11 protein-coding genes are annotated in these 13,121 nt (G+C 47.7%); 6 read left to right on the top strand and 5 right to left on the bottom strand.

Annotated features, from left to right (window positions below; genetic code table 11):
* Positions 1-169: 169 nt before the first annotated feature.
* Together METBU_RS0117045 and METBU_RS0117040 are read left to right on the top strand one after the other, a co-directional pair.
* Positions 170-1,750 (top strand): methyl-accepting chemotaxis protein, encoded by a 1,581-nt coding sequence (locus METBU_RS0117045; RefSeq protein ID WP_017841775.1) that lies wholly within the window; start codon positions 170-172, stop codon positions 1,748-1,750.
* Between the two features lie 117 nt (positions 1,751-1,867).
* On the top strand, positions 1,868-4,261 hold the full coding sequence (locus METBU_RS0117040; protein WP_017841774.1) for a Lon protease family protein: 2,394 nt from the start codon (positions 1,868-1,870) through the stop codon (positions 4,259-4,261).
* 145 nt (positions 4,262-4,406) lie between these two features.
* Here METBU_RS0117040 and METBU_RS0117030 read toward each other — a convergent pair whose 3' ends face one another.
* Positions 4,407-5,069 (bottom strand): PEP-CTERM sorting domain-containing protein, encoded by a 663-nt coding sequence (locus METBU_RS0117030; RefSeq protein ID WP_017841772.1) that lies wholly within the window; start codon positions 5,067-5,069, stop codon positions 4,407-4,409.
* Positions 5,070-6,008: 939 nt separating this feature from the next.
* On the opposite strand from METBU_RS0117030, the gene METBU_RS0117020 reads away from it, so the two are divergent.
* Both METBU_RS0117020 and METBU_RS0117015 read left to right on the top strand, forming a co-directional pair.
* Positions 6,009-7,325 (top strand): sigma-54 interaction domain-containing protein, encoded by a 1,317-nt coding sequence (locus METBU_RS0117020; protein ID WP_017841770.1) that lies wholly within the window; start codon positions 6,009-6,011, stop codon positions 7,323-7,325.
* Between the two features lie 11 nt (positions 7,326-7,336).
* Positions 7,337-8,260 carry an HDOD domain-containing protein gene (locus METBU_RS0117015; protein ID WP_017841769.1) on the top strand — a complete coding sequence of 308 codons (924 nt, stop codon included), beginning with the start codon at positions 7,337-7,339 and terminating at the stop codon, positions 8,258-8,260.
* 356 nt (positions 8,261-8,616) lie between these two features.
* On the opposite strand, the gene METBU_RS0117010 is transcribed toward METBU_RS0117015, so the two are convergent.
* The 4 genes from METBU_RS0117010 to METBU_RS0117000 are packed head-to-tail and all read right to left on the bottom strand — an operon-like array spanning position 8,617 to position 10,835.
* Positions 8,617-9,147, bottom strand: a complete 531-nt coding sequence (locus tag METBU_RS0117010) for a hypothetical protein (protein WP_017841768.1) — start codon at positions 9,145-9,147, stop codon at positions 8,617-8,619.
* Positions 9,148-9,161: 14 nt separating this feature from the next.
* Positions 9,162-9,479, bottom strand: a complete 318-nt coding sequence (locus METBU_RS28585) for a hypothetical protein (protein ID WP_208976564.1) — start codon at positions 9,477-9,479, stop codon at positions 9,162-9,164.
* Positions 9,480-9,539: 60 nt separating this feature from the next.
* Positions 9,540-10,340, bottom strand: a complete 801-nt coding sequence (locus METBU_RS0117005; RefSeq protein WP_014150168.1) for a hypothetical protein — start codon at positions 10,338-10,340, stop codon at positions 9,540-9,542.
* A 12-nt stretch (positions 10,341-10,352) separates the two neighbouring features.
* Complete coding sequence (locus tag METBU_RS0117000; RefSeq protein ID WP_017841767.1) at positions 10,353-10,835, bottom strand: hypothetical protein; 483 nt, start codon at positions 10,833-10,835, stop codon at positions 10,353-10,355.
* A gap of 203 nt (positions 10,836-11,038) precedes the next feature.
* Between METBU_RS0117000 and apbC the strand changes: the two genes are divergently transcribed.
* Together apbC and dcd are read left to right on the top strand one after the other, a co-directional pair.
* Positions 11,039-12,130 carry an iron-sulfur cluster carrier protein ApbC gene (gene apbC / locus METBU_RS0116995; protein ID WP_017841766.1) on the top strand — a complete coding sequence of 364 codons (1,092 nt, stop codon included), beginning with the start codon at positions 11,039-11,041 and terminating at the stop codon, positions 12,128-12,130.
* 403 nt (positions 12,131-12,533) lie between these two features.
* Positions 12,534-13,100 (top strand): dCTP deaminase, encoded by a 567-nt coding sequence (gene dcd / locus METBU_RS0116990; protein ID WP_017841765.1) that lies wholly within the window; start codon positions 12,534-12,536, stop codon positions 13,098-13,100.
* The last annotated feature ends 21 nt before the right edge of the window (positions 13,101-13,121 follow it).

Raw genomic sequence — 13,121 nt, 5'->3', positions numbered from 1 at the left:
AGTGTTGTAGACCCTTCATGCTTCGACTCGGCTCAGCACGAACGGTCTACAACACATGTCAACTGCTCTTTTTAGGTTCAACGGTCTCGTTATGACTGAACATGGCAAATAAACCGATTAAATTCGCTTGTCCTCAGCGAATCTTGTGCTCCCCCAATTAGGTCAAACCATGAGAAAAAACTTTCCCATTACCCAAAACGAAGTCAACTATCCCAGTACCGCCACAATCACTTCGGCAACCGATCCTAAAGGAAAGATCACATATATCAATCAGGACTTCTTAAAAATAAGCGGTTTCAATGAGCAAGAGCTGCTTGGGCAACCTCATAACATCGTTCGCCATCCGGAAATGCCGGAAGCAGCGTTTGCCGACTTATGGAATAGTATTCAGAAAGGCAAGCCGTGGATGGGCATCGTCAAGAATCGCTGTAAAAATGGCGATTATTACTGGGTCGACGCCTTTGTAACGCCACGCTTCGACAAGGGGAAAGTCATCGGTTTCGAATCGGTTCGGGTAAAGCCCGAGCCGGAAACGATCGAGCAGGCAAAGAAAATCTACCCGAAACTAGCGTCGGAAAAAAGTATCAACACCTTGCTTGACCGTATGAAACTGGGACCCAAATTATTGATCGGGCTCTCGTTGCTACAAACGCTAATTTTTGCAGGACTCTATATTCTCGGAAATATCGAACTGACCCCTGCCGCGATTTCCTGGACGATATCGCTGATATTTTCGTTCGGCCTGATATCGGCGCTGGTACGTCCGCTAAACGATGCCGCGTCCGAAGCGCGCTCGGTTATCGACAATCCGGTCATGCAACAAATTTACACTAACGATGGGGCCGAACCCGGACAGCTGTTACTCGCCGTCAAACTTCTTAAAGCAAAATCCAGGACAATCGTACGCCGTTTAATACAAGCGACCGAGACGCTTACACAACAAGCCGAGGCCACTGAGCGGGAAATCAAACAAGTCAGCCATGCCATGGCGCGGCAATTGCTGGAAACCGAACAAGTCGCCACGGCAATGCATCAAATGACCGCGACGATCAATGAAGTTGCACAAAGCGCCAGTAATGCCGCAAAGGCTGCAGCAGACGCCGATAAAATCTCTCAACAAACGATGCAGCGGGTCGGCGATACAGTAACTTTAATCGGCGCTTTGTCTTCCGAGGTCGACAGCGCCGAATCGGCGATCTTAAATCTTGCTCAATACAGCAAGGATATCGGCGGCGTTTTGGAGGTCATTCAAAGCATTGCCGAACAAACTAATTTGTTGGCGCTGAATGCCGCAATCGAAGCAGCCCGAGCCGGCGAGCAAGGCCGCGGTTTCGCAGTCGTTGCCGATGAAGTTAGAACCCTAGCCGGACGCACGCAAAAATCGACTGAAGAAATCAATAAAATGATCGAGGTCTTGCAACTAGGCGCCAAAAATGCCGTCGATGAAATGAGCAAGGTACGAATCAAAGCAGCCGATGGCGTCAAACACGGAGAAAATTCGGCCAGATTATTGACCGAAACCACGCAATCGGTCAGCACGATTAGCGATATGATTTTACAAATCGCCAGTGCCGCCGAGGAGCAACACATCGTTTCAGAAGAAATCGCTCGAAACATCGAAGCCATCGATCGCTTGTCGAAAGAAACTTCCGGACACGCAACCATAGCCAGTCAAGCCGGCCATAATCTTTCGAAACTCAGTAAAGATCTCGATCTAATGGTCGAGCAGTTCGATGACAATCAAAGTTAAATGGCGCGCGCGCAACTGTGTAGGGACTGCCGAATTTTGATCTACGGGTATAATAGCGCCCCCTGCTTTCGAACGATTAGCTACTCACCATTACATTAGCGTCATCTATTATTTATCATGCCTGACTACCAGCCGCTTCCGCCGGAAGCCTTGAAATTAACCGTCAATCCGAAAAACCTTGATATCCTCCTGGCAACAGCCATCGAACAAACGTCCATATTAGGTCAAGCCCGTGCCCGATCGGCATTGGAATTCGGCGTCGCGATGCAAAATCCCGGCTACAACATTTATGTCATGGGCGAACCGGGCACAGGGCGCCTGTCAATGATTACCCAACAGCTTGAACAATCGGCTCCAAATCAACCGACGCCGCCAAGTTATGCTTATGTCGATAATTTCGATAATCCGCGCGAACCGGTCTCGATCGAATTGCCGGCAGGATACGGGCAGAAGTTCTGCGCCGATATCGATGAATTGATCGACAATTTGCTGGCTACTTTTCCGGCCGTTTTTGAAAGTCCGACCTATCAGCAAAAAAAAGCCGCGATCGAACGCGGCTTTAATCAACGCTACAACATGGCGATTCATCAAGTCGAGGAAAAAGCGGAATCCTTGAATGTCGCGCTCTATCGCGAGAGTGAAACGATCACTTTCGTGCCCGTTAAGGACGACAAGTTATTGGAAGACGAGCAATTCATACAATTACCGCAAGTCGAGCGCGAAGCGTTTCACCGTCATACCGAGGAGCTCGAAAACTATCTAGGCGATGTCTTGCTGGAACTGCCGCAATGGCGGCGTTCGCTTGTCGAACAACTTAAGCAATTGGACGATGCGACGATTAATCAAGCCATCGAACCGCTTTTCGAGGCGTTGATCGAAGACTATCAAAACATCGACGATGCCATCACCTATTTAGACGAAATCAAAAAAAACCTGAGTCAAACCATCGTCGACGTATTGGCTGCGAATCCTGGACTCGATAGCCGCGATCAGATCAGTAAGCGCCTTTTGCTGAAAGAGCAGTACGCTCCTAACGTCTTGGTCGATTATAAAACCGAATGCGGTGCGCCGGTCGTTTACGACCCGCATCCGATTTATCCGAATTTATTCGGGCGCATCGAATATATCAGCGATCAAGGCACCCTGGTCACCAACTACCGACGAATCTGCCCGGGCTCGCTACATCACGCAAATGGCGGTTATTTGATACTCGACGCCGAAAAACTGCTCACTTATCCTTTCGTCTGGGAAGGTTTAAAGCGCGCGCTGAAGTCCGGTCGTATCGAAATCGAGTCGCCTTATTCGGAGCTCGGCATCAATACAATGACGTTAAAGCCGGAAGTTATCCCACTCAACATCAAAGTAGTTTTAGTCGGCTCGCGGGATATTTATTACCTATTGCATGAACTGGACGACGAATTTAACGAAATGTTCAGAGTGCTGGCCGATTTCGATCACCGCATTTTGCTGAATCCGGATTCGATGCAAAATTTTGCGCAACTGATGATAAGACATGCGCGCGACACCGGCTCCAAAACATTGACTTCGGCCGCTATTGCCCGCCTCATCGAGCATAGCTGCAGGCTTTCCGAAAACCAGCACCGTTTATCGGCGCATATTAACGATTCCCTCGAAATCATCGGCGAAGCAAACCTCTTGTGCGCGCGTAACGCCGCAGAATTCATCGACCAAGCCCATATCGAGCAGGCCCTTTCCGCGCGCGAACAACGAAACGGTAGGCTATCCGAGGAAATTCTCGACGAAATGCTCGACGGTACGATTTTGATCGATACCGACGGCACCGCAATCGGTAAGGCAAACGGCTTGACTGTTCTGGAAATCGGCGGCAGCAGTTTTGGCGCGCCGGCGCGTATCACCGCGACGGTTTACCCCGGTTCCCGTGGCATCGTCGATATCGAACGCGAAGCCGAACTCGGTCAAGCCCTTCATTCGAAAGGCGTGATGATATTGACCGGCTATCTCGGGCATTGTTACGCACAACAATTTCCGTTTGCCATTTCTGCCAGCATCGCAGTCGAACAATCCTACGGTTATATCGACGGCGACAGCGCATCCTTGGCCGAATTATGTTGTTTGATATCGGCGCTGACACGAACGCCGATCAAGCAAGGTTTTGCCGTGACCGGATCGATCAATCAATACGGCGAAGTGCAAGCCATCGGCGGCGTCAATGAAAAAATCGAAGGCTTTTTTAGACTATGCAAAGCGCGTGGCTTAACCGGTCAACAAGGCGTGATCATTCCTGCGGCGAATAAACGTAATCTCATGCTGATGAAGGATGTTATCGATGCGGTTGAAGCGGGACAATTTGCCGTCTATGCGGTCTCGACCGTCGATGAAGCACTAGAATTATTAACCGGCCAAGAAGCCGGCTCCATGGATTCGGAAGGCAACTATCCGGAAAATAGTATTAACTTCAAGGCCATTTCGAGACTTAAGGAAATCTCCGATATGGCGCATGAGGAAGATAAAGAAGAGGGGCCGGAATAAAGCTAAGGATTTGGTTATACTCATCGTATATCAAAATTCGGTTGCTCAATTGAATTGCGCCTTCGGCAGTGCAGGCTTTTGGCCCTACAAAATCTATGGCACTGCCGACATTCTATCGCTGAATATCCCCGGCGACTCTCGCGTATCACATGCCGAATAGGTGTTTCCGTTTTATCTGCGATCTAGCTCCTAAACCCAACAATCCGATACTGAAAAGCAGCGTTAAACTAGGCTCCGGCACCGTCGATGCTAGTGTACTGATGCCGCGGTCTTCGGCAAGCCGGATAAAGCCGGATACATGAGAGTAATCATTGACGATCTTTTCGCGAGGGTTTGTCCAGCGGCTATTGAATCCACCATCAATACCAAGTGTGATACCGCTGAACAAATAAGCAATGACACTATTGTTTGCCTGCTTAACAAGCAAAGTCCAATCGACAAATTTTCCCAGCCAATCTTCCGGTGCAAGCAGCGCATAAGAAAAAAAGTAATCTCCTGTATTGGGATCTGATAATTTCGATACGCTTAATGTGAAGCCGCCAATATCAGAGTCGCTTGACTCAAAACCCTCGCCATCATTGAATTTACCGATAAAGGAAAATGCATCTCCGTCATCTTGAAAGTTATCGATTACAAAAGCTTGTTCATCTTTGGGTTTAATATTGTCATCGCCGACACAAGCATTGGCATAGAAGCCGTTAGCCATTGCGTCATTCGCATTGCAAGCAATTATCGCTGCCGTCGAATTTAACGGCACCCCCAGTAAAAATATACATATCCACAGTAAAACAGGCTCACAAAGTCTCATGTTGCATTCCTAAAGAAATTAAAAAAGAGGGCAATAATGAACAACAAAATTTGATAATGCTGGTCTGAATCTAGAAAAAGAATTTCACCATGAAGATCATGAAGAATAAGAAGTTAATTACCTTGTCATTTGTTTGTGTGCAACTTTCGCTCGCCCGAAAGGTTAGCTGCAATGCTTAGGTAATCTTTTGAAATACTTCATTAACTTCATGAGCTTCATGATTAAACTGCCGAATTTAGGCTGAACGTTTATGCCTGATCAAAAGTGCAATTAATCATTCAGTGCCGTTGCGCTTCTAGTCTTCGCTATGACCGGCTTTTTCTCATGAAGCCGAATGTAATCAATGCAAAACTCAACAGAATAAATAAAGAAGGTCCGGGAGCCGTTGACGTCAACGCTTTAAACAGGAGGGCCAAGATGGAATATAGCAATATTGATTTTGCGTTCATTGTTGATCCTATAATTCAATTAAGTTTCAAAAAAGTAACTGCTATTTAATCAACAGCATTTTTCAAGCCAACTCTCTTAAGTCCCTATTCCTGCTTACTGCATCAATGAACATAACCAAGCCAATGCCTTCTAAGAACCGAACCGCCTCATACGGCAAGCAACGGTTCTTTTTTTGATTAAAACCGAAATTCTATTAATAATGAATTAATCAGTTAGAATGCTTTCCGGGCCTGACAACAATGTCATGTTGACTGTCAGGGCTGACACGTCACTAAATCGAAATACTGACAAGTGGCGCTGAACTTGTAAGTATTCAGACCCCGTTGGCAAATTACCGCAATTCAGGCGTAATTGTTGGCCTCCCCCTTTGAAAAAGGGGGATTGAGGGGGATTTATTTAAAAAATCTCCCCTAACCCCTCTTTTTCAAAGAGGGGGACTGAATACTTACCTGAAATTTGGTTTTCGGATATAACTTGCTGATTGGAACTATGCAAATAAACTCGTTCACGCTGAATTCGCTGCTCGAAACCCACGACCTGCCTTTTATTATTGTCAATGCAGCTCAACAAATCGTCGGCGTTAATCGCGCTTGGGAAAATCATTTCGGGCAGACCAGAGAAAGTATTTTGGGTAATGCGTGCTGCAATAATCCGGGCGATTGCCGGCATCGACGTTTTTTTCAAACGCTTGAGCCTTATGCGGGTTTATTCAGCGATACCTTGGACGAGCGCGAGTATTTATTGAAAGTTCGGGGCTATCCTTTACTCGATACCGACGGCACGCTTTATCTGGGGGAGTCGGTACTTACCGCCGGTGCGTCGGAACCTCAGGATAAAAGCCCGAAGATGGTTGGCACGTCTTCTGCTTTCATAAATCTGAAATCTAACTTGCAAAAGGCCGCTCAATCGAATGTACCGGTCATGTTAAACGGCGAAACCGGAACCGGCAAAGAGCTCGCCGCCGAATTTATTCATCGGCAATCGCAAAATGCCTATGGAGAATTTGTCATCGTCGATTGCACGGTACTCGGAGAAGACTTGTTCGAAAGCGAACTGTTCGGCCATGAAAAGGGCTCCTTTACCGGGGCAGCATCCGCCAAAAAAGGATTGTTCGAACTAGCGGACGGAGGCACTTTGTTTCTTGATGAGGTCGGCGAATTGCCGGTCTCTTTACAACCTAAGTTATTAAGAGCATTAGAAAGCGGCCAATTTAGGCGGGTAGGCGGTACCACATCGTTGACATCGACGGTTCGAGTCGTGACGGCCACACACAGAAACCTTGGAGAAATGGTGAGAAACGGACTGTTCCGGGAAGATTTGTTTTACCGATTGTCGGTTTTTCCGTTGGAAATACCGGCTTTGAGAGACCGGATAGAGGATATGCCGGCACTGGTAGGACATTTTCTTAAGTCTTTCGGGCAACGCGACTGCTGTGTATATAGTACGACCAAAGCCGCCATGCAAAAATTAATGCAGCACAAATGGCCCGGCAATATACGCGAACTGAAAAATTGCCTGCAGCTGGCAACATGCCTTTGCAAAAACCACACTATCGATGAACTGGATATTTCCATCATGCGGCGTCAAGGCGCTACATTAAAACCCGGTATGATAGAAAGACGCGGACAAGGAGCGGTAATTGAGGACACTGGGGCATCAAACATAAACCCTTTGGATACTATCGAAGCCGAGTTCATTCGGTCCTTGATCAAAAAATATCAAGGCAACCGTAAGCTGATTGCTTCTGAAATGAATATCAGCGAAAGAACTTTATACCGCAAATTAAATCGCCTCAATATCAATTAATAGAGTTGACAATGGAATCATCACTGAGTAGTTGGACTATCAACACTATCGATCCAGGCTTGGATAATTTTTCGCATCCGGTAGACTTGCGTGAAGAAATCAATCGCATCAAGGCGCTACCACCCTTGCCGGGTATCGCTCGGCAAATTATTGAATTGGCGTCGGATCCGTTAGCGGATGTTAAAAAATTGGCGGCAATCATCGAAATGGATCCCATTCTGAGCTCGCAAGTGATTCGCTGGGCCGGTTCGGCCCTTTACGGCTACCGGGGCAAGCTCGTATCGATACAAGAGTCGATAGCCCGTGTATTAGGCTATGATTTTGTGATGAATTTGGCTCTGGGCCTTAGCGCGTTATCGCCGCTTAAAGCGCCGAAAATCGGGAAGGTCGGCACTCGAATGTTATGGATTCAAGCCATTGCCGGTTCCCGCCTGACATTGACACTCGGCGAAATGATGCCGGCCGAAGAAAGACCGGACCGTCAAACGTTGTTTTTAGCCTCGTTGCTGCACAACATCGGCTTTCCATTGCTCGGGCACGAGTTTCCGGAAGAGTTTGCTTATTTATCGAGAATCATCGATGCCAATGCCACACTAAGCGTTTACAACATCGAGCGGTTTGCCTTCGGCGTCGACCATACTTTGCTAGGCGCTTGGCTCATGCGCAGCTGGTCGATGCCGAAACCGATTGTCGATGTCGTTTATCATCACCATAACCCTCATTACCGCGGCGACAATTACCCTCTTAATTTATTGGTGTATTTAAGCGATTGCTTATTGGGAACCTTAGGTATCGGCGACGGGCAAAATCAAATTTACAGCGAAGAGGAATTCGCAGTATTGAATTTGAATTCGGATGCGGTTCATCAAAAACTCGCCGAACTCAGTGCTTCGCTTGACGACATTGCCGCAATGGCCGACCAATTGACTAGCTAACGAGGATTTAAAAGTGCTGGCAAATACATCATTAAAAAATTTATTCACCATGAAGGACATGAAGAAAAAGACTATAACTGCAATAAACTAATTGTTCATGTCACTTCATGCGTTTCATGGTTATACCCTTTGCTGGTCAAATTTCGGCGCCGGAGTATCCGTCAAAGGACGCCGTGAATACGTCCATGTAGGCTCTGTGACAGCATCCCAGCTGTCAAAGCCTTTGCCGAACACCCCGGCACCTCCACGCATCAATGCCGAAATTTGAAGTGCGATGGGTATATTTCGTAAGATTGAATACTTCACAGTCTTTAACTCATGGGACTGGTTTATACAACTCGCCCCGAACGTATTGCTCACTTGCACTCCGGCGGCTCCGGTGCTTTCGGGGTTTCCCCGAACAAGCTCCAACTCGTATTTTCTTGAACGTCGAAAAGGTACGGCGCTTCGCGGGCCTTAAGATAAGCGGGCGTATATAACCCCTCTTGTATACTGAATTCGTCATACACGGCTTCGCAAAGCATTGTCAGCATTAACTCGCCGGCTTGCAATTCGGTGAGTTTCAACTGCGTTTCTATTTTCGCGCAAACCGTCCCGTCCTCGATTGTTTCGTTTTGTCCGGCAATCCGGTCTCGTCCCGGCTCGCCTCGGTAAATAATTCGCGCCTCGGTTTCATCGAAGCTCAACCTGCGTGTGCTGCATTCGGTCATCAAGATGACCGGACCGGCTTTCGAGGTGCCGATCAACCGGTCGGTTTTCGACCAATACAGCAGGGCTTTTCGCGGCTCGCCGTCGGAATTCAACGCATCCAGTTCAGCTGTATACATCGAAAGCGTACAACCGTTGAGCAGGACTAATAAATAAATCGAAGTAAAAAGTTTTTTCATGTTTTCTGTTCCGCTTAGGGTTTGGTCGCAAATAACTTCCTTATTTTACGGAGGGTTCGGTTGCTCGATTGGCAGGTGTCGGCGGCAGGGCAGATTTTTGCTCCTGCAAAATCTGCATTCACGCCATCCATGGCGTTTGCAGATTTTTGCTCCTCGGCAATTGCTGAGTTACATGGATGTAATGAATGCAGAAAATGCAGGAGCATTTTTCTGCCCTGCATTGCTCTAATACACGCCATCCATGGCGTAATACAAAATCTGCATTCATGCCATCCATGGCAATTAGTCGCCGCCGTCAAGCCTACAAGGACGTATTCACGGCGTCCTGCCAAGCGAGTTACCGTACCCTCAACAAAGCGTATAGTTCCAGGACGTTATTTATCACGAAATCCTTAGTTAGTGACTAAATCGAACAAGCCATCGCCGACCATCGGGTTTTCCCAATATGCCACATGTGCCATGAGCCAGGCTTTTCCGGTATCGACCGGCCGGTCGCGGATGACCCAACCTAAGTCCGGCGATTCGGTGCGGTATTTTTCGGCGATCTCGAAGCCGTTTAGCGTTTGGCCGAACAGTTTTCCGGATACGACCGGATCGGTCCGGTCCCAATAATTGAGCCAGCGGAACATCTTGGTTCCCTCGCCAAGAGATTGGACTTTCTGACGCCTTTTCTTGAACATCGACAACCCTATCGGCGAACCGAGCGTGATTAATCCCTGTACCGGCCAGGTTCGGCGCGAATTTCTGTCGAAGTAATGGTTATCCTTGATCAACTCGTTGATCACATCAAAGGCATAGATCGAACCTAAACTGTGAGCGACAACATAGCAAGGACTGCCTCCGGTAAAAATCTCGAGAATCTTATTCTTGAAGCCTTGCCTAATTTGTGCTGCGGTGCTGGTGTCGAGGCGCGCGGTGACGACATCGCCGATGAGATCGAGGGCATTGCCGGCCAAAACTTCGCCTATCGGATTGGCGGCAATGAGTTTGATTAATTTCCCATATTTGCTTTGCGCTTGATTGTTTAAATTTTCATAACGATAAAGATCGGTCTTGAATTGAAGCGGCATATTGCCCAGACGACTTTTTAGTAACTGTTCGATGAGTCGATCTTGATTCAAATCGCTATCGTCGCCGGTCTGAACGCCATGAATGATCAAAACGGTACGCGGTTTTTTCGGGTCTACAGCCATGGAAGCTCTCCTTTAAAGTTTTGCAATACAGCGTTTTTCCACGGTATCGGTAAAAAATAAAAACCGATTCATTTGCTTTAATTTGATTTCAAGTTGACCGAAATGCTGAGTTGCCTGCAACAGGTATTCGGAACCGGTGACGAAACTATCGCTAAATTTTTGTTCCACGATCAGCTTGCCGTTAAGCAACTCGACTCGGGTAAAAGTTTCGGGTGCGGCATCGAAATAAATGCCGTCCCCCAATGTGCCGACTGCGGTATATTCTCCGCTAATCGTTAAATATTCCCGGCCCGGAATTGTAAAATCAATGCTTATGCGACATGTTCGACCAAATTCGGCCGGCGTATCGACATAAGTCCCATCAAAACTTAGCGACTTCCCGTTTAATTGAAAAAAGTCACTTAAAGCAGTATGAGCCTTTTGTTTCAAATTCTCGTTAGAATAAGCCGTCATCGTCAACACCGCTAAGACAACAATAAAAATTCGTTTGACCATTTCAACAACCTGGAAAATGAGCGATATGACATCAAGATATTAAAAAAATAGTTCGCTAAAGCAATTTTCGCAAGCGTGGGATAACGACCGCTAAGTTTTGAAATAGCGTGTTCAGTGGTCAATAATGGTTTCAGATTGTACAATACCAATCCTTAGTATTTTAGTTGGTTATTAATTCAACACTTCCTTACCCCGGAGCACTCATGGCACAAATTACCCAAGCAGACATCCAAAATCGATTGAAGACGTTTATCGACCCCAATGTTGAAACCGATTTGGTTTCGGCTAAATCGATTAAATCGATCAACGTTGACGGTGCAGATGTCTCGATAAAACTGGAATTAGGCTATCCAGCCAAAAAACATCTCGATGAGTATAAGTTAGCTGTATTGGAGCATTTAAAGACGCTGGATGGCATCGGTACCGTGACGATCGATATTACTATCAATATTTTGTCGCATGCGGTACAGCAAGGCTTGAATCCGCTGCCGGGCATCAAAAACATCATCGCAGTCGCATCCGGCAAAGGGGGCGTCGGCAAATCGACAACGGCGGTTAATTTAGCCCTGGCCTTGGCGGCGGAAGGCGCTAAGGTCGGTATTCTGGATGCCGACATCTATGGGCCGAGCATTCCGACGATGCTCGGACAATCCGGTTTTCCGGAAAGCGAAGACGGCAAAACCATGCTGCCGAAGATGTCGTTCGGTTTACAAACCAATTCGATCGGCTATTTGGTCGACACTAGTCAGCCGATGATTTGGCGCGGCCCTATGGTAACCGGCGCGTTACAGCAATTGCTCAAGGAAACGCGTTGGACCGATCTCGATTATTTGATAGTGGATCTACCGCCCGGCACAGGGGACATTCAATTAACGCTGTCGCAACAAATACCGGTTAGCGGTGCGGTTATCGTCACGACGCCGCAAGATATCGCGCTTCTCGATGCGCAACGCGGTTTAGCGATGTTCGAAAAGGTCAACGTACCGGTGTTGGGCATCGTCGAAAATATGAGCGTGCATATTTGTAGCCAGTGCGGTCATGAAGAAGCGATTTTCGGTAGCGGCGGCGGCGCGGCGATGGCTGAAAAAAACCAGGTACCGCTATTGGGTGCGTTACCGTTAGATAAAGACATCAGGCTAAATGCCGATTCGGGCCGTCCGACGGTCGTCTCCGATCCCGACGGTCGCTCGGCTGAAATTTACCGTGAAATTGCGCGAAAAATGGCCGCAAAACTGGCCTTGAAAGCCAAAGATTTCAGCACTAAATTTCCGAATATCGTGATTCAGAATACCTAAATTCGCGCGGACGGACTTTGCAAACGAGATATTGAAACAGCAGCAATTCCCAATTTGGAGATCAAAAAGGGTGTGGGGTATGCTTGGCGAGGATGTCGGCAGCAGGCCAGATTTTTGCTCCTCGGCAATTGCTGAGTTACATGGATGTAATGAATGCAGAAAATGCAGGAGCATTTTTCTGCCCTGCATTGCCCTACTACAGGCCATCCTTGGCGTTCGAGCTGCCGCCAAGCCCCCATGGATGGGTTTACGGCGTTCCTCGACAGGCACACCCCAGACCCTAAAATCGGCGAAACTCCTCAAACTGGGAATTGCTGTTGAAACAGGAAATCCTTATTGTTTTATAATGGCTTGCTTCTATGGTAAAAAAAACCGGATTTCAATTAATTAGGACAAGAATTCAATGAGCATCAAATCGGATAAGTGGATACGCCGGATGGCGGAACAACACGGCATGATCGAGCCGTTCGCCGCAACGCAGGTTAGGGAGACGGAAAAAGGCCGAGTGATTTCGTACGGCACCTCGAGTTACGGATACGACGTTCGCTGCTCGGACGAATTTAAAATTTTCACGAACATTAATTCGGCAATCGTCGATCCGAAGGATTTTAGCGAAGCGAGTTTCGTCGACGTTAAATCCGATGTCTGTATTATTCCACCGAATTCGTTCGCATTGGCACGCACTGTCGAATTCTTCCGCATTCCGCGAGATGTACTGACGATCTGTCTTGGCAAATCGACTTATGCGCGCTGCGGCATTATCGTCAACGTCACGCCGCTCGAGCCCGAATGGGAAGGCCATGTAACCTTGGAGTTTTCAAATACCACACCGTTGCCGGCCAAAATCTACGCGAATGAAGGTGTCGCGCAAATGCTATTTTTAGGCGGCGACGAGGTCTGTGAAACGTCTTACGCGGACCGAGGCGGTAAATATCAAGGCCAAACCGGCGTGACATTACCGAAAGCCTAGCTGCGTTGGTCATTCGGCTAA

The organism is Methylotuvimicrobium buryatense 5G (assembly GCF_000341735.1).
In the GTDB taxonomy this organism is placed as follows: domain Bacteria; phylum Pseudomonadota; class Gammaproteobacteria; order Methylococcales; family Methylomonadaceae; genus Methylotuvimicrobium; species Methylotuvimicrobium buryatense.
This window is presented reverse-complemented; position numbering and strand designations above follow the sequence as displayed.

Coding starts and splice junctions, on each gene's coding strand:
- METBU_RS0117000 (WP_017841767.1), bottom strand. CDS start 10,835: ATGGTCAAACGAATTTTTATTGTTGTCTTAGCGGTGTTGACGATGACG.
- METBU_RS0117045 (WP_017841775.1), top strand. CDS start 170: ATGAGAAAAAACTTTCCCATTACCCAAAACGAAGTCAACTATCCCAGT.
- apbC (WP_017841766.1), top strand. CDS start 11,039: ATGGCACAAATTACCCAAGCAGACATCCAAAATCGATTGAAGACGTTT.
- dcd (WP_017841765.1), top strand. CDS start 12,534: ATGAGCATCAAATCGGATAAGTGGATACGCCGGATGGCGGAACAACAC.
- METBU_RS0117005 (WP_014150168.1), bottom strand. CDS start 10,340: ATGGCTGTAGACCCGAAAAAACCGCGTACCGTTTTGATCATTCATGGC.
- METBU_RS0117040 (WP_017841774.1), top strand. CDS start 1,868: ATGCCTGACTACCAGCCGCTTCCGCCGGAAGCCTTGAAATTAACCGTC.
- METBU_RS0117030 (WP_017841772.1), bottom strand. CDS start 5,069: ATGAGACTTTGTGAGCCTGTTTTACTGTGGATATGTATATTTTTACTG.
- METBU_RS0117020 (WP_017841770.1), top strand. CDS start 6,009: ATGCAAATAAACTCGTTCACGCTGAATTCGCTGCTCGAAACCCACGAC.
- METBU_RS0117015 (WP_017841769.1), top strand. CDS start 7,337: ATGGAATCATCACTGAGTAGTTGGACTATCAACACTATCGATCCAGGC.
- METBU_RS0117010 (WP_017841768.1), bottom strand. CDS start 9,147: ATGAAAAAACTTTTTACTTCGATTTATTTATTAGTCCTGCTCAACGGT.